The organism is Lysinibacillus sp. FSL K6-4013 (assembly GCF_038630435.1).
Classification (GTDB): domain Bacteria; phylum Bacillota; class Bacilli; order Bacillales_A; family Planococcaceae; genus Lysinibacillus; species Lysinibacillus boronitolerans.
The window spans coordinates 3,722,559-3,740,981 of record NZ_CP152031.1 but is presented as its reverse complement, the minus strand read 5'-3'; the positions used below and the strand labels follow the sequence as shown (position 1 = coordinate 3,740,981).

14 protein-coding genes are annotated in these 18,423 nt (G+C 33.1%); 13 read left to right on the top strand and 1 reads right to left on the bottom strand.

Annotated elements, in window-relative coordinates; translation table 11 throughout:
- The first annotated feature begins 54 nt into the window (after positions 1-54).
- From pglZ to MHB39_RS18520, 7 genes are all read left to right on the top strand, one after another.
- Positions 55-2,565 carry a BREX-1 system phosphatase PglZ type A gene (pglZ, locus tag MHB39_RS18550; protein ID WP_342544880.1) on the top strand — a complete coding sequence of 837 codons (2,511 nt, stop codon included), beginning with the start codon at positions 55-57 and terminating at the stop codon, positions 2,563-2,565.
- Between the two features lie 125 nt (positions 2,566-2,690).
- Positions 2,691-5,864 (top strand): helicase-related protein, encoded by a 3,174-nt coding sequence (locus tag MHB39_RS18545; RefSeq protein WP_342544878.1) that lies wholly within the window; start codon positions 2,691-2,693, stop codon positions 5,862-5,864.
- 720 nt (positions 5,865-6,584) lie between these two features.
- Positions 6,585-7,577, top strand: coding sequence for a hypothetical protein (locus tag MHB39_RS18540; RefSeq protein WP_342544877.1), 993 nt, complete (start codon positions 6,585-6,587; stop codon positions 7,575-7,577).
- Complete coding sequence (locus tag MHB39_RS18535) at positions 7,486-8,352, top strand: ATP-binding protein (RefSeq protein WP_342544876.1); 867 nt, start codon at positions 7,486-7,488, stop codon at positions 8,350-8,352. Before MHB39_RS18540 ends, MHB39_RS18535 begins: the two co-directional genes overlap by 92 nt.
- Positions 8,353-9,293: 941 nt before the next feature.
- Positions 9,294-10,292 (top strand): replication-relaxation family protein, encoded by a 999-nt coding sequence (locus MHB39_RS18530; RefSeq protein WP_342544875.1) that lies wholly within the window; start codon positions 9,294-9,296, stop codon positions 10,290-10,292.
- A gap of 295 nt (positions 10,293-10,587) precedes the next feature.
- Complete coding sequence (locus MHB39_RS18525) at positions 10,588-10,908, top strand: helix-turn-helix domain-containing protein (RefSeq protein ID WP_016995084.1); 321 nt, start codon at positions 10,588-10,590, stop codon at positions 10,906-10,908.
- An 8-nt stretch (positions 10,909-10,916) separates the two neighbouring features.
- Complete coding sequence (locus MHB39_RS18520; RefSeq protein WP_053996766.1) at positions 10,917-11,780, top strand: IS3 family transposase; 864 nt, start codon at positions 10,917-10,919, stop codon at positions 11,778-11,780.
- A gap of 81 nt (positions 11,781-11,861) precedes the next feature.
- Here the strand turns inward: MHB39_RS18520 and MHB39_RS18515 are convergent, their stop codons facing one another.
- Complete coding sequence (locus MHB39_RS18515; protein ID WP_342544873.1) at positions 11,862-12,230, bottom strand: helix-turn-helix transcriptional regulator; 369 nt, start codon at positions 12,228-12,230, stop codon at positions 11,862-11,864.
- Positions 12,231-12,354: 124 nt separating this feature from the next.
- Between MHB39_RS18515 and MHB39_RS18510 the strand changes: the two genes are divergently transcribed.
- From MHB39_RS18510 to MHB39_RS18485, 6 genes are all read left to right on the top strand, one after another.
- Positions 12,355-12,651 carry a hypothetical protein gene (locus MHB39_RS18510; RefSeq protein WP_342544871.1) on the top strand — a complete coding sequence of 99 codons (297 nt, stop codon included), beginning with the start codon at positions 12,355-12,357 and terminating at the stop codon, positions 12,649-12,651.
- Between the two features lie 14 nt (positions 12,652-12,665).
- A complete protein-coding gene (locus MHB39_RS18505) occupies positions 12,666-12,932 on the top strand; it encodes a hypothetical protein (protein ID WP_107933583.1) in 267 nt (88 codons plus the stop codon).
- Between the two features lie 101 nt (positions 12,933-13,033).
- Positions 13,034-13,330 carry a hypothetical protein gene (locus MHB39_RS18500; RefSeq protein ID WP_342544869.1) on the top strand — a complete coding sequence of 99 codons (297 nt, stop codon included), beginning with the start codon at positions 13,034-13,036 and terminating at the stop codon, positions 13,328-13,330.
- Between the two features lie 208 nt (positions 13,331-13,538).
- Positions 13,539-15,143, top strand: a complete 1,605-nt coding sequence (locus MHB39_RS18495) for a hypothetical protein (protein WP_342544867.1) — start codon at positions 13,539-13,541, stop codon at positions 15,141-15,143.
- 3 nt (positions 15,144-15,146) lie between these two features.
- On the top strand, positions 15,147-15,410 hold the full coding sequence (locus MHB39_RS18490; RefSeq protein WP_342544866.1) for a hypothetical protein: 264 nt from the start codon (positions 15,147-15,149) through the stop codon (positions 15,408-15,410).
- Between the two features lie 756 nt (positions 15,411-16,166).
- Positions 16,167-18,362: a hypothetical protein gene (locus tag MHB39_RS18485; RefSeq protein ID WP_342544865.1), complete on the top strand. Its 2,196-nt coding sequence runs from the start codon at positions 16,167-16,169 to the stop codon at positions 18,360-18,362.
- Positions 18,363-18,423: the final 61 nt, after the last annotated feature.

The window sequence follows — 18,423 nt, the reverse complement described above, 5'->3', positions numbered from 1 at the left end:
TCATATTAAGGTATAATTAAAATTATTAGTAAATATTCATAATGAGGTGACACAATGAATGTCATTGAACTGTTAAAAGAGAGAATAGAGGAAGAACTATATAAAAAAAATAAGCCGCGCACGGTTATTTTTTGGTATGACGAGCAAGGAGAATATAATGTTTCTGATTTAGAAGAAGCTTTTGCAGAGCAACCGATTCAAATCCGCCAATTAACATGTAATAACTTCTTTACGCTTAAATTAGAAATTGAGTTAGAAAAGAAAAAGGATTCTTTTTTATTATATGCTGATTTTGCAAAGCCAGCGATAGAAGATAATTTTTTATTGGATATGGAGCTTTATGGTACAGAGTTTAAAGCGGATACGAATGCTTTACTTGCAGAGCAGTTACAAGTAAGTGATGCCGTTTTAAGACCTTTGATTAAGGAATATGGAGACTTTTTTAAAAGTGCAGAGCGTAAAAATAAATTAAAGAAAGTAGTACCGCCTAATGCTACTGACCGTGAAATCGAGTATGCAATGTTAGCAGTGCTAACAGGCGCACCCATTGCAAATATGGAAGAGATTACTCGTCATTTATTGTTGCGTAGCTTACAAGAAGAATCAAATGAAGTATATAAAGCCATATCAAAAAGGTTTAGCACTAATCGTATGTGGGAGCATATTTCGGAATACTTTGGTTTGCATTCAAGTGATTTGACTTTACAGTATTTAATGGAACATGTACTGTATGCACATTTCAAACGTCATGCACAATTTGAAGACCAGCCATTACAAAAGAAATATGAAACAACACGTGGTAATGCATGTGCTTTATTTATTGATGACTGGCTACATACAAAAGAAAGCGAAGTAGAAGTCTTAGAAACATATATGAAGGAAATCGAACAAAGATTTTCAATTATTGATGTGTTACATGAACGGCCAATCGAGCAATTTGCTGATATTTCAACTTTCCCAATAATTGATTATTTATTGATAAATAGGCTAACAGAAGAACTTCTGCATCAAACATCCAATTTTGATGCTTGGACAGAGATTTTGAATAAGCGTTTAAAAATGTATTGGGCGAAACGAAATGAACGAATCCGAAACTTGTTAAATGTAATGATTGATGCAGTGGATTTATCAAAGTATAAAATGTTCTTGAAGCAATATGATACTCGTGAGCCTTTATATGTCCAATATATAAGTGAACTTTACTTAGTTGATCAAGCATATCGACGCTTTATGACGGGGTTTTTGCAATTAGAAAACAAAGAAATGCTAGAAAAACTAGCTGAGCAATTAACAAATTGGTATGAAAATAAATATTTATTGAAAATTGCTCAAGAGACTAATTACCTTTTAGAAACTGCAGATGTAGGAAAATTACCTAAACAGGCTAAGTTTTATAAAGAAGTTTTACAGCCCATTCTTGAGAAAGAATCAACACGAGTATTTGTGATAATTTCGGACGCAGTACGATATGAGGTAGGAGCAGAATTAGTTTCTCGGTTAAATTTACGTTCGAATGGGGTTGCCTCTATCAGTCCGTTAGTTGCGAATATGCCAACATATACACAATTAGGTATGGCATCTTTATTACCTCATAAAACATTATCGATTACTGAAAATGGAACAGTATTAGCAGATGATCAACCTACAAATGGATTAGCGAATCGCACTAAAATTCTACAAGCAGCTCATCGAGAAGCAATTGCCTATCGTTTAACAGATTTATTAGATTGGTCAAGAACGACAGCAGATGAAAATTTAAAAGGAAAGCGTCTCGTTTACTTATATCATGATGTAATCGATGCAGCAGGTGATTCTGTAAAATCCGAGCGTGCTACATATATAGCTGCAGAACGAGCAATAAAAGAATTATCAATTGCTGTTGATCGATTATCTAAATTGCAAGCAAAACGAATTTTTATAACAGCAGATCACGGATTCCTTTATCAGTATCCAAGAATTGAAAATGATATTAAAGTAGTGAGTGTTAAAGGTGAAATAATTGATTCTAATCGTCGTTTTGCTATTGGTCATAATCTACTAATAGATGATGGAGCAATTAATGTGCCAGATGATTTTTCAACATTACAAGGTGTAGAAAAAGTGATTGCTAAAGGCGTAAACCGATTTATTGGCGGTGGAGGATTACAGTTTGTACACGGAGGTGCAACACCTCAAGAAGTAATAGTACCGCTAATTGATTATCGTCGTACTTCCCAAGCAGTTCCTGTTGAAATCAGCGTAGCCATGCCAAAACGTGTAATTACAGGTTTCCGTATCCAAGTGCCAATATATCAAGAACAAAGTATTTCTCAAGAATGTAAGGCACGTACAATTCGGGCTGCATTCTACCTAAATGATGAGCGAATTTCAAATGAATTAGAATGGACATTTGATATGGTGGGTGAAAACCATGAACGCACTGAGCAACTAACATTTAATCTTGTAGAAAACTATTATCCAACAGGACAAACTTGTGTACTAAGAATGGTAACCGTGGAAGATGACAAAGCCACACTATATCGCGAGACAGAATTTACGATTCATATGTATAATGCGCTTTACTAAAGAGAAGCTAGAGAACTGTTAATTCCGTTCTCTAGCTTTTTTGTCTTATATTTCTTCTAACAGTATATGGGAGTTTACTATATAATTTAAACTAAGAGAATGTAAGTATTGAGAGGGATGTTATTTTGTTAAAGATAGGAGAAATTATTAAAGGCTCTTTCTGGCCGGAAATTGTTGAAATTAAGCATTTTGAAGAAATTGACGATGATTTATTTTTAGTTGAATCAATTGGGCGAAAAACAAATAAATATTATGAACAGTATTTAGATAGGTCGCAACTAGCACTATTAGAAAACATTCAAGATGAGGAAAGTTCATTTAATTCTCAAAGACTGCAACACTATTTACAATATTATATTTTAAAGACAGAGGATAAGTTTTCGAAGTCTCGTGCGAGAGGAAACAAAAAGATTATTCCACTACCGCACCAAATTGAGGCAGTATATAGTCGCATGTTACAGTCACCTCAAGTTCGATATCTACTAGCGGATGATCCCGGCGCAGGGAAAACGATAATGTCAGGAATGTTGATTCGTGAGTTAATTGCAAGACAAGCAGCAGAGCGTATTTTAATTCTAGTTCCCCCTCTAGTATTGCAACAATGGCAGGAAGAGCTTAAAGATAAGTTCGGAGAAGAGTTTACCATCGTAAATCGAAGTTTATTAAATAGCTCAAGTGAGGTAAATCCATTCGAATCACATGACAAAATAATTGCATCAATTTATTGGGCTTCACGTGAAGAAATTAAAGCATTTATTTTAAAAGCACAATTTGATTTAGTTATAGTTGATGAAGCTCATAAAATGGCTGCCTATACACATGGTGTCAAGAAACGTAAAGTGAATCGTACGAAAATTTATCAACTTGGTGAGAGTTTACTACGTCATACAGAGCATTGCTTATTACTAACGGCTACACCCCATAAAGGAGATAAAGAAAATTTCCGACATTTAATGAGTTTGGTAGACCATGATATTTTTTCACGTTTAAATACAGGTGATTCTATATATGAAAAGAGTAATCCTTTTGTTATTCGTAGATTAAAGGAAACAATGAAAAATTTTGATGGTACTCCGTTATTCCCGAAAAGAACCACAACGACCATTTCATTTGATTTAAGCTACAGCGAACGTGAACTTTATGAAGAAGTTACTACCTATGCACGAGAGCATTTTAATCGAGCAAAACAAAATAATAAACCAAACGTAGCATTTGCAATGATGATTTTACAACGTCGCCTAAGTTCGTCTTTAGATGCTATCTATTTATCTCTTAGAAGACGTAAAGAAAAGTTAGAAGAATTATTAAAATCCGAGTTAACGGTCAATAAATCAATTGAACCATTTGAATACGACGAACTTTCAACAGAAGAGCAAGAAGAAATAGAAACATTAGTTGAAGGGGAAACGGATGTTATTGATATAGAGGAATTAAAGCTAGAAATAGAGATTTTAGATGGCTTAGTTTATAAAGCAGAGATGCTCGTAAATCAAGATATAGAACGTAAATATTTAGAGCTTGAAAACACATTATTCGGTCCGGATGGATTGCTTTCTAAAGGAGAAAAAATTCTTATCTTTACGGAATCAAAAGATACTTTATATTACCTTGAACGAAAGCTTCTACAGCATGTCCCTGAAGTCACAAAAATCGTTGGGAACTACTCGATGGATCAACGTCGTGAACAAGTGGAGCGATTTCGAAATGATGTACAAATCATGCTTGCCACAGATGCTGGGGGAGAATCTATTAACCTTCAATTCTGTAATCAAATGATTAACTATGATATTCCGTGGAATCCAAATCGTTTGGAACAGCGTATGGGGCGTATACATCGTATTGGACAAAAAAATGAAGTATTCATCTTTAATCTTGTTGCTAAAAATACACGAGAAGGAGATGTACTGATACGTCTACTCGATAAGATGGAACAAATGCGCACAGATTTAGGACAAGATCAAGTTTATGATTTTATTGGTGAGGTACTTGAAGAAAATAATATCGATTTATCTCACTTAATGGAGGAAGCAATTAGCGGACGAGAGAATTTAGATGAGCTAATTGCACAAATGGAAAAAACATTATCTGAAGAACATGAAAGATTATTAGAATTAGCAAAACAAGAACGCTTAGATGATTCGAGTTTTGATTTACCGGGTGCAAGACGTGCATATCAAGAAATTTCAATTAGCAGTATGCCATCACGAGTTTATGGTGAGTTTGTAGTAAAACAGTTTGAGGAAACACGTATTAAATTAAATATCTCAAACGATAACAATACAGTTCGAATTGATCGATTCCCTAAAAATATTCGTGAACTAATTAAGAAGCGAAAATATTCTTTAAGAACTGATGAATCATTACGGTTTACATTAAGACCAGATAAACAAACAGAACAGTTATCAATATTACAGAATGATCATCCTTTAAAAAAATTAGCGATGGAACTCGCAAGTCAAGAGTTACAACAAGTTGCTTTACCAATCTGTACAGTAAAAACAAATGTAAGTGAACCTTTAACATTAGAACTTAGCAGTATTAGTGTAGTTGATGGTACAGGCCGGGAATTAGAACAAGAATTAATGTTATTAGCTAAAAGGGAAACTGGGGAGTTCATTCAAGTAGATCCGTATTTCCTATTCCAAAAGCAATTTAAATTAATCAATACAGCAGGTAAAGAAGATAAAACATTTAAAAAAGAATCTATTCTTCAAGCGAAAAAGATACTTCAATCTGTTCAAATGAAACGTGATGATTATTTAAACCGTAAGAGTACTTATTTACGACGTTCATTTGATGAACAAATGCAAACACTGCAGGAAAGGTTAACTAATTATTTAAGTGATAACTTAAATAATAAAAACAGCGCGTTAATTAACCAAACCTATACTCAAATTGAAGACTTAGAGGAACGTAGTAAAGAGCGACTTGAAAATATCGAAAGAGAAAGAAGTATCCAGTTACAATCCATTAAATCTATTACACAGCTACATGTACAATCAATTCAAAGTGCATCACGTGTTATTCCAAAAGATTTCATAGAAGTTGTAAAAGAGTATGAATATCAGAGTGGGCGATTAAACATCCGTGTTAAGAATGCATTTGGCTTAGTCGATTTCACAAGCGAAGAAGCAGATGGAAATACACGATTTATTTTACTAACACCATCTATAGAGTTGCTTTCTCAACAATTGGAATTAAATGATTACCGCGAATTAAACGGGTCGGTATATGTTTATGTAGTAAATCAACATAATATTGTAGAAGAAGTGAAAATGGAACAAATCATTGGGGTATAGGTAAGTGTTCCTGTAGTAGCATTTTTTTCAATGGTGGAACAGAATAGAAAAGGTACGGTGGAAATCAGAAAAACACTAAGAAAAGTCTGAACTAAAAGAAGAGCAACCTAGTGAACGGAAGACTAAAAGATAGTCAAAAAATTGTTTAGTTTAGTTAAATAACGTTTATGCTGGCAACCTATTCTCTGGTGAAAAGTTTTGTAAATATGTTAAAATAAGTAAGATCAAGGACTTAATCCTTGGCAATCCAAATGGCTGTGCCATTGTGGATTAGAGCAAAGTAATCCACCCTAACCATTCACAGTGTAGCAGGGTGGATTATTTATTTACATAAATGATTACCAAGAATTAAATGGATTGGTATATGTTTATGTGGTAAATCAACATAATATTGTAGAAGAAGTGAAAATGGAACAAAGCATAGGAGTCTAGTTAAAGAGAAAGTAGTTATTGGCAGCAATAATTTAAAATTATTATTTATTAATTTCTAAAAATAACTTAAAATCTTAAAAAATGCGGCTATAATTTTTATAGTTTAAATTGAAAGGAGCGAAAATAATAAAATTAAGTTTAAAATAAATTCAATTTGTTTTAATACAAATTAATTAAATTCAATTTAAAAAGGGAGATCCCCAACTTGGTTCTAATAATGTGTGTTTTAAACATTCATTATCTGAATAAGGAGGGGGTCTTTTTATTTCTAATTAGAAGGGGGAAAGTATGGCAAATTCCATTTTAAAAAGAGCAGTAATTAAAGAGGAACTAGTAGAATTAACAGGAAACTTTGCCTTGGCAACAACTTTAAATCAATTACTTTATTGGTCAAAACGAGTAAAGGATTCAGACGGCTTGATTGCTGAAGAGTTAGCACGTATTTCTACAAATAAAGTTTCTGATTTAAGATATGGCTGGATTTATAAATCTTCTGAAGAACTGTCTCAGGAAATCATGTTAGGCAGTCCAAGTACAGTTAGGAGAAACTTGAAAGAGCTTGTTAATAAGAAATATATCTTTGAAAGGAGAAATCCAAACCCAAGATATAAATATGATAAAACCCTGCAGTACAGGGTCAATCTAGTGAAAATAGTTGAGGAACTTAATGAATTAGGTTACAGACTAGAACACTTTGATATTTTCTATAATGATCGAGTTAAGTCTACTGAATTATCAAAACAGGTATTAAGTGAATCATCGAATGTGCAAAATGAAGCTTCGATAAGTATGACTGATTCTTCGGATAATCAAGATGCGCGAGCAATACCAGAGAATACTACAGAGATTTTTTACAAAGAAATTGATGAGGAAGACTCTAAGTCAGCAAATGATAGTTATTTCCAAGACCCCTTTGCTTATCAAATTGCTCGATATTTTCTAATGAAAAGTAGAAAGTACGTTTTAACGGATTCGGATAGATTATCAATTACACAAGTTGCACAACTGGATCTTAATTTACAAACAGTAACCCAGTTAATTGACAATTGTTTCAATGGGTTTGCACCACAACACGAAAGGGACTGTATTCGGTCATTTGCATATGTGGCAAACTACATTTTCGATAAGCATCCTAATTTTAAAAAGAAATTAAATCACAAGCAAGATAATATTCAGGAGGAAAAATCTAATGGAAAAACTAAACGACCAATTTTCACAAATACTAAGCAATCTTCAGGAGAAGTATGGTTCAATCGAGCAAAAGCGAACGGAATCATTTGAAGTCTTAGATGTGGTTTCAGACAAATGTCCTTATAAACAGTGTGACGGTTCTGGATATATTGTATTAAAAAATAATCTAGGTGAAGTTAAAATGGCTATTTGCAACTGCCGACGAGATAAGGAATTATTAACTAAGTTTAAATTCGCAAAGATTCCAATTGACCTTCAAGATTGTACTGTAAAGGAGTTTCGAACAGATATATATCAAGTAGAGGTAAACCGGATGAAAGCCGAGTTTGCAAAACGAGTCGCAACTGAATTTACGGAGAATTTTCATGAATTCAAGGATCAAGGAAAGGGATTGTATCTTTACAGTAAAACAACTGGTAGTGGAAAAAGCAGTTTGGCAGTAAGTATTGCGAATGACATTATCAGACGATTGGATGTAAATGTGCTATATATTTCTTCAGCAAATATGCTTAATGAGCTAAAAAATACTTTTGACAATAAGAATGGCATTCGTGAATTAGATATTTTAAATTATTTCGGAAATGTGGAAGTTTTAATTATCGATGATTTTGGTGTAGAAAAAGCATCCGATTGGTCAGAAAGCATTTTTACTCAGATTTTAGAAGAGCGCATGAATTATAAAAAAGTCACCATTTTAACCTCGAATTTGAGTGTAGAGGAATTGTCGGGTAAATATCCAGCTGGAAGAATTCAAAGCAGAATCGAAAAAATAACCTTTCCTCTAGCAATGCCAGAGGAAAGCGTTCGTTCCATTTTAGCAGCAGAAGAAAATGAAGGCTTGTTTAATAAAATATTCGGCATGTAGATAAAATGCAATGAACAAGATCAATCCGGTTAGGTTGATCTTGTTATTTATTTACAGGGATTCGATTATGGGGAATTTAGTTTAATTCGTTGTAACAATGAGAGCAACAGTAAATTAAATAAGGAAGCCAATTCTTGAGAGGAACTGATATTGGTAACCCATAATAGTGTCTATTTCATGTATTGGTTACCATGACTGGTTACCTTTATTGAGTACCATAACCAAAAATGATAGTTTATTAAGATTTAAGTGGCACATAAAAGGATTATTTTTTGAATTCTAGCTAGGACTTATGTTTGAAAATGATTTGGTAACGAATGATGGTAACTATATAAAATGCCATTATATCAATGATTTGCGATATATTTATTCACAGTATCTTTATCTGGTAACCATTGAATGTTACTAATAGCCGTGATAAACACTTTTCTTGATGGCAATTCCGGATACGGGAACAATCAATATAGTTCAAAGTACTTCGTTTTTATGATTTTAAATTATCGCCATATAAACACAATTCAATAGCTCTATATTAGAGTTTTCGAGCATTTAATTGGACATTCTTAACCATGATGTAGCCCTTCAGTTTTATTATGGTAGTTTACTAGAAATATAGAGAATCCCCGATATAATGCTTAATGAAAAGTAGTTAGTTAAATCCATTTGGAGCTTTGCTCTACAGAATTTTCTATATATACCAAGGTGATATGAATTCCAATCCAGTTTTATTAGGTCATTTTAGCCTAAGTAATATATTTTAATTGACCCGAAATAATAGGCTTTTAAGCAGAGGAAACTCTATTACTATGGAAAACGCTGTTACTCAGGCTTTTTTATTCCGTGGTAATAGACTTCGAACGCAACAACTATAGAAGAGGTTAGGTGCTAATTGTTTTTCACAGAAATTTATAAAACTAAAATGGAAGGGAGTTTGTGAAAGATTGGACGATGTTAATGTAATTAAAGGGAAAGGGAGATCCCGGTTGGAAGTTAAAACTGCTGAGATCTTGTTATTAGAATATCTAGAACGTCATCGAATGCTTACGATGGCACAACTATATAAGTATTTTACTCAGTTCTTGGGAGAAGAGATTAAAGAATACTCATTTAAAAATCGATTAAGAAGACTGGAGGAATTTAAATTAGTTCGTTCTTCTAGTTTTGCAGAAGGTTTCGATGGTGAACGTTTTAAGTGTTTTTCGATTGGTACTGGTGGAATTAATTTGTTAATTGAAAATGGACTTTTGTTTGAAGATTACAATAAGAATCAAATATATCAACTATTAGAAAAGAAGAATAAACTACATTTCTTATATACACAAGAGGTAGTTCTGAATATTATGTGTACCACAAAACAAAGATTAGCATTGCCGCAATATAAGCATTACAATCAAACTAAATTATATAGCTCGTTATCACCGTCTCTTGTTCCATATGAAATGTGGATTAAGAAGGCAAGTAAGCCCGTAGCTATGTTTAACAAGGGAGCAGCACACGCTAGGGCAGCACAATTTATTAATAAAAATCAACAGTATAAAAAAAGCACTGGTGATTGGGTAACTATTATCCGTCCAGACTGGATATTAAAAAGGGAAGTTGATAATCTAGGACAAAAAACAAAATATCTAAACATCGAATTAGATACCGGTACGGAGCCATTGGAACAACTAGAGGATAAGGTTTGGAGATACTGTATACTGGCTGAGCAGGATTCAGACAGTAAACACGGAGTTTTATTTGTTCTTCCTGACGAAAGCTTTTCCAAAAGGACTAAATATGGCGATAGAAGTCAGCGAATATCAAACATCCGTAACAAGATATTTAATGATCCCTTAATGACTGATAGGCTTAGACAAGTAAAATTATCAGTAGGTGTGGTATCGTTAAAAAATGCTGGGGCTGTTGCAACTAATTTTTTGGTGCCGGAATTATTTAAATAGTAGACTATTATGCAAAAATGCGGCTCTAAAATTTTATAGGATTTGTTTGTAGATGTGTAAGTAAATTTATCAACCTTTAGTGGGGAAAATCATTTGATTTTAGAAGTACAAATGTATTACTCCAACAATCTTCAGTACAAAAGTTACTAAAAGCATTTGGGAAAAACGAAAGCTAAAAGACCTAAATCATGGATAAGAAAAAATCCAAGACTGATATTATCCCCTTTAAGTAGACAATGTTAAAAAACCTACAGTACGCTGTAGATAAACATTTTACTTAAAGGGGATTTTCTCTATGTCGCGAAAAAATAATACGTATTCAAATGAATTGAAGTTAGAAATTGTACAAGCCTATTTAACGAGCAATGAAAGTATGCAAAAGATTGCGGATCGATATGAAATTCGCAATGTTTCACAAGTGAAGGCCTGGGTGAAAAAATTTAAAGAAGTTGGATCAATTGAAGCCTTTAATCGCCTTCCATCTACGGGTTCTGGAGCGAAAGGTGTGAAGAATCCGTTAAAAGGAAAACGTACCCACTTTAAAACTGTAGAAGAAGAACGTGATTACTATAAGGCACAGGTAGAATACTTAAAAAAGCAGTATCCAAATCTGTAAATGGAGGAATGCCCACTTATCCAGACCGTTATCATATTATCGAAGAAATGAAAGATCGGTATCCGATTACATGGCTCACTGAAATGGCGAAAGTTGAACGTTCAGGTTATTATAGATGGCTTAAAAATGGCAAGGTATCGTTACGTAAACGTGATGATATCCTTTTAAAGGAGCATATTTTAGCGATTCATCAAACGCATAAAATGTATGGTTATCCTCGTATGAAAATCGCTTTACGAGACAAAGGATTTCATGTGAATCATAAGAAGGTCTATCGATTAATGAGTGAGTTGGGTATTCAATCGATTATCCGTAAAAAGCATCGTATATGGGGAAATCGACTATCACGTGTATTTGATAATGTGCTGGCGCGTAATTTTAAGGAGCGTGTAGAAAATGAGGTGCTCGTGACAGATATTACATATTTACCGACGAAAAATGGTTTTCTCTACCTATCAGCTGTACAAGATTTATATAACAACGAAATTGTCGCCTGGAAAATTAGTGAGCGTAACGATTTAGAATTAGTCATGGACACACTACAGGAATTGACGGCAAAAAGAAAGGTGTACCGAAGCATCATCCATTCGGATCAGGGCTTCCAATACACATCGATTAAGTATCATCAGACCGTAAGTCAACTTGGCATGATTGGCAGTCATTCTCGCAAAGGAAACTGCCATGATAACGCTTGTATCGAGTCGTTCTTCTCGCACTTTAAAAGCGAGTGTTTGTATCTTTTACACGATAATACGGAAGAAGCAGTGAGGCAAGCCGTTGAGCAATACATCTACTTTTATAACTTCCAACGCTTCCAAAAACGACTCAACCACCTGGCACCGATAGAATATCGACACCAGATGGCTGCTTAGTCTTTTTTAAAGCTGTCTACTTGACAGGGGTAAGTCCAGACTTAGGTCTTTTTAGTTAAAAAACCTACTTACAGGATAATACTACTCCTTGCTACTGGAAAATAAAAAAATGTACAAAGCTCTTTTTTGTTCAAATGTCATCTTTGAAACTATTTCTCCGATTTTATGTTCAATTTCTTTGTTTGCATCCACAGATTCCTCGAAATCTAAAGCCGAAGAAGTTTGGTGATATATACTATCCCTTTCAAGTATTTTAAAAAATTGACTCCTTGTAATCCCAAATTCATGACATATAGCTTCCAATAGGGAGAACGATACCTCTTGTCTTCCTGATTCTATCTTAGATAGTGACGGCTGGGATATTTTAATTTTTTTTGCAAAGTCAACCATTGTCATATTGTTTTTTTTTCTAAGTTCTTTGATTAGTCTTCCAATTAATAAATCACTCATATTTCAACCCTCTAAATATCATTATTAGTAATCGTATCGTTATTGCATTTTACAATCAATATATATCATGATATATTCTAATTAAGAATTTATTCATATTAGGAATAATTAGAGGTGATATTTAATGATTGATGGATTTCAAAAAGTAGTGAACAAGTTAATTGAAGAAAGGCTTGAACAAATTATTACAAGTGAAGAGTATGTTATGTATTCAGAACTGCTGCATAGGGATTTGGATGAGAAGCTTGCCCAATTTGGAAAATTTGACGACGAGACAAAAAGAATTGAATTCATCGATGACATTAAAGGAAACATCTTTGATCAAGTACATATCCAAACAAAATTAGCATATAGGACAGCTTTTAATGATGCCCTTGTATTTGCGATAAATACCTTGGTCAATCCACAGAAAATGTTTTAGTAGGAGGGGAGCGTGTGGAATATTCGAAGCAATTAGGATTTATTCAAGTCGAGCTACATAGAATTACCAAAATAAATGAAGATCCCCGTGCAGATATATCTGAAAAGCTTCTAACAGATTTAATAACTCTTCTGGCAAAGTATGAAATTGTGACTGACCATTTTATTTTTGATTTTTCCAGCAGTGAGAAATGTGAGCAGCGAGATATTTTGCACTTAGCTTTGATAAAAGCGGGAATGCGAATCGAAAAGGAAAATCAACTGTTACAAGAAAATGTGTAATAGAAAATTAAGTGTCTTTTAAATCAACCAAAAAAAAATGAGTGCAAAGTATATATTCTTTAACAATAAAAATGAAATACAACATGAAGGGGACAAGCTATATGCAAATATATTCAGGGAAATTAGTAATTGATCTGGCAACAATTGTTGAAAGCGATGAAGAAAAAGTGATGAAAAATAATGCACATGAAGCATTATCTTCAGAATTGATGCAGGAACTGAGAGTGATACTGGGGGCTGCTGGGTATTTGGCTGGAAGTGTAGGAGCAACGCTGGAGAAAGTGGAAGATGTCAACACGAACGATTATTCAATGATTAAATCATATGTAAAACAATCCAAGAAAGATGTACACCGAGTATATAACAAAGCTAACAGAGCAACTTTTAGAATTGAGTAGCAGGAATTAATAAAGACACAGGATGGCAGCTTTTCTATAATCTAATTAATTTATGTGCTATGCAGGATATGCTGGTATTGCAACTAAGAGGTTATCTTACTAATGCCGAGATAACCTTTTAATTTCAATGATATTAAAACATACCAATAAATGAGAGGGAAGAATTCTATTTAATTGTATATATAGAAGAAGGGATGTGTGATATTGAGTGGGGACATATATTCGTCTTTCGATGCTTCCTCATAAGATTTCTCAAAAAGATTGGAAAAGTGTTTACAAAGAAACAGTGATATTAATACAAGCTTATGATTTTGCAGAAATAAAAGAAAAAAATTTATTTGACACTCAGATTCCTGTATATGTTAAATCCAAAGAACACGAAGAGCCTTCTCGATATTGGGAAACATGTGGTGATTTAGGCGGTAAGAAATTTGCAGAAACTTTCATCCTTTACTCGGATATTAAAATGTATAGGGATGCTGCACCATCTACTAATAATGAAACAGATATTTTAATGAATAGCGAAAGCTCAGTTATTGTATTTGATGCTAAGACTCAAGGATATCCTTACCATCTTTATATAGTAGCCATTGCTATGCTAATTGAGAGCCGTTTTCCCAAGTTTGCTAGTGTAAGTGGAGATATAGATTATCTGCAGTGTGTAAAAGCAAAAGAATGGGCAGACACTCATCTCTCAACCCCAATAAGGTTACCGTTACGCGTTGATCCACAGCAGTTGCTTAACCGATATTTTCCTAAAAGTGAACGTGAAAAGATAGAATTGATTGAAAGATGGACAATTGCAGATCAGGAAAAAATCATGGAGATAGTTTATAAGAACTCTGATAAAGGAACTTTCCATAATTGGATTAAGGAAAAATTAGTTAAGTACTCTTCCCCAACACAGATTGGAGCTGTTAAGCTCTTGGTCTATTATTTGAATTTAGTTAAGGAACTGAATGGTTTGTTTTTTATGGCTTGCAAGGAGGAAGGGGGACCGAAGTACAACCCTGAAGAAATGTTAAGGGCAATTGCTCTTACTTGGGTAAGTATCCCACCAGAAAAATATGATTTTTTAAAAGCCTTTCGTAAAATTGAAGGTCATCCAGCCATTGTTGAAAGAAAATTTGGAATGATGGTAATGGATTTCAAGTTTTCGGGTCGTGAAATTAGAACCTTTATCCCTTTAACCAAGGTTGTGGAAAAGTTCACCTCATGTTTTCCAGATTGGGAGAAAAAAGCGAGACTTCTATTACAACAGGAAAATAGTAGGATAGAAGAAGAACTTCTGGAATTCTATAAGAGTATTGCTCCTATGTTGACTCTAAATAACAAGAAGGAAAGCGAAGGCAGTTATTTGGATAATGAAGATGCTTTTCTTTATTTTGATAATCATTCGGTTTTGCTGTCCGAAAAGCAGGACTTCCTTTTAAAAACAGTAGCATTTAGTATTGAAAAATTTTTAAGGAAAAATCCTGAGATTAAAGATCGACTTTATAGCTATGAAATTGAATCGATGAAGCTAATACTCGGAAAGATGCTTACTGAAAAATTTCAGATGTATCTTACCGAAGATGCTTGGTTAAGACTTGAAGGAGTTCTAGAAGAAGAGTTTTTTATAACGCTACTTGCAAAGCTAATACTCGATGACTTTTATAATTTTAAAAGGAAAGCTGACAACTATAAGCTTTTAAGGGGCATGTTTGAAAACAAGCTAATTACTGAAAAAATAACAAAGTACAGGAACGACCCCGAAGTAATAACATATATTCAGGAAATGATTGATAAGGAAAAGAATACTAATAGAGATTGAGGGATGCAAATGAAGCTTCTTATGTGCCTTGAATGTAATGATATATTTAATCTAGACATGTCAGAAAAGAGTTGCAGATGTGGAAGAAGTAAGGGGAGATATATAAACCAGCAGCTTGCCGAATATACGGGAAAGTTTGCGGTACCTCTTGGTTTTTCTAACCCATCATTTATACAAGCAATTAAAGATCAACCGAATGAAGGAATGGGTAAGGAGTTCACTGCTTTTGTTATTCCTAAGAACTGTGAGACTTTTTTTAGAAAGTGATGTGTAGGGATGTGCAAGAAGATAGTTAATATTAATCAGTGGCCTAGAAGTATAGAGCAAAGTAAATCAATGAATACAATTATGGAAGAACGAAGAAGGATTAGGGAAGAAAAAATAAATGAGTTTCTGAAGCGAGCTGATGGGCTCCTTGATTTAATCAAAAAGGGTATCTAGCGAATTAATGGCCTTTGGTATGGGGTGTATTATTGAAACATAAAAGCAAAATTAAATTCATTAGATATAGTGATAGTTCAATAATTTTATAGGTTGTAAAGGGCATTTAGTATTACTAGCATTTAAGCTCTTTAAATAAACTAAAACAGACAGAAAATTTGTATTCTGTCTGTTTTTTAATGATTTTAAATATAAAAGATAAGTTATTTCTCAAAATGGTAAAAAGTATATTTAAAGAAATTCGTTGATATGAAAACATCTAGAGAAAAATATTCACTTTACTAAATAACTATTTAATGTAGTGAGGCGAGGTTAACTTCTTTCTACCAGTAAATAAAAGAACCTTTATATCTCGTAATTTTGCTATTCTTATTCAATAGCAAATCATTCACTTAAATGAAATTTTTGGTAAAATAATATTGAGTTGTCGGAATGTGTAAAAAAATAACTAATAAAGAAGGTAATTCATGAGAGGATTAAGGGATTACCATTCTCAAATGAGCGTGAAATTCAACATACTCATGAGCAATTTAAAGTGCCTATAATTACAGGAACTTGATGATTATAGAAGGGGTGATATCTATGATAAAACCAAATTGGGATATTTTTAAGGCGAAATTTAGTGAAAATTCACAGAATAACTTTGAATGGCTTAGTTACTTGCTATTCTGTAAAGAATTTAATTTGGAATATGGGATATTTAGATATAAGAATCAGTCAGCAATAGAAACAAATCCTATTAAGGTTAATGATGATGAAGTAGTTGCGTGGCAAGCAAAATTCTATGAAACGCCACTTTCCAATCATAAGAAAGAATTAGAGGATACATTAAATAAATTAAAAAGGGACTACCCTAGTGTGAATAAGTTGTATGTCTACTCTAATCAGGAGTGGGGACAAAACAAAGGACAGATGCCTCAAGGGTTAAAAGAGATTGAAAAGTTAGCAAAAACATTAGAGATAAGTTTAGAGTGGAAATTAGCCAGCTTTTTTGAATCTGAATTTGTCACTGTAAAAAATGATAATTTAGCGAAGCACTTTTTTACATTAGAAAAAAGTATGTTTTCAGTACTAGAAGATATGCAAAAACATAGTGAGAATTTATTAAAGTACATAAATACTGAGATTTCCTTTAATGATAAAAAATTTGAAATCAAGCGAGAGACAGAACTCAAACTGCTCATTGATGGTTCTAATCAAGTATGTATTATCAGTGGTGCTGGAGGGGTCGGAAAAACTTCTCTAGTAAAGAAAATTTATGAAAGTTACGAAGAAGATGTCCCATTCTATATCTTTAAGGCTACAGAGTTTGAGGTAAGAAACATTAATGATATATTTGGTGATTTCGGTTTAAGAGATTTTCTTGATGTTCATAAAGATAAAGAGCGCAAAACAATAGTAATTGATTCAGCTGAAAAATTACTAGACCTGAAGAATACAGACCCTTTCAAAGAATTATTATCAGCAATAGTTGAAGATAACTGGAAAGTTATTTTTACAACTAGAGATACCTATCTTAAAGATCTTAACTATCAATTTTTCGAGATATATAAAATTGTTCCATTAAATATCGGGATAGGCCCTTTAGAACAGGAAGAACTAATCACTATATCTAATAGGAATGCTTTTACTCTGCCGAAAGATAAGAAGTTACTAGAATTGATAAGGAATCCCTTCTATCTTAATGAATATTTGAAATTTTATAAGGATATTGATGAAATTAATTATGTTGAATTCAAATCTGAATTATGGGAGCAAAGAATAAAGAAAAGTAAACCAGAAAGAGAAAAGTGTTTCCTAGAGATTGCAGCACAAAGGGCAAATACAGGTCAATTTTTTGTTGATGTAACAGCTGAGCAAGGTAAACAATGTGATGAGTTAATGAAAGACGGAATGCTGGGATATGAAGACGTGGGTTATTTCATAACTCATGATATTTATGAAGAATGGGCATTAGAGAAAATTATAAATAAAGAATTCACTAATAGGTCTGATGAACACGGCTTTTTTGTATCAATTGGTGAATCTTTGCCTATAAGAAGATGTTTAAGAAATTGGATATCTGAAAAACTATTACTTGAGGACTATGAAATTGTAGAATTTATTGAAGATACTATTAAGCATAATGAGATTGATTCTTTTTGGAAAGATGAGTTATTCGCCTCGATCCTGCTTTCAAACTATTCAAGAAATTTTTTCGATGTATTTAAGAATGAATTATTATCAAATGATTGTAGACTATTGAAAAGATTAACGTTTATATTAAGGATTGCTTGCAAGGAAGTAGATGAGGAACTCTTCAAGCAATTAGGCATTGAAGATATAAATCTCTTTACTCTGGAACACATTCTAACAAAGCCAAAAGGAGTCGGATGGGAGGCATTAATCGAGTTTGCTTTTGATAACATAGAAATAATAGGAATTGAAAATATTAATTTTGTTTTGCCTATAATTAATGATTGGAATGAAAAATTCAGAAAAGGAAATACTACTAGATTTGCTGGTCTTATTGCTCTGAAATTTTATCAAGATGCTATTCGTAGGGATCCTTACTATCGACGAGATGAAAAACTAGAAACCATTATTAAGACAATTATAAATGGCTCATATGAATTAAGCACGGAATTGAAAGCTATTATTACCGAAATAATAAGTAATAAATGGAAGAATCATAGAGACCCTTATTATGATTTAGCAAAGTTCATTTTGACAAAGCTTGATGGTTTACCTGTCTGTAGCGTAGTACCTGATGAGATTTTAGAGTTAAGAGTTAGCTGATTTTTATTGGACTTATACACCAAAAGAAAACCGTTTATTCTCGGGCTGGAGAGAAGATGTT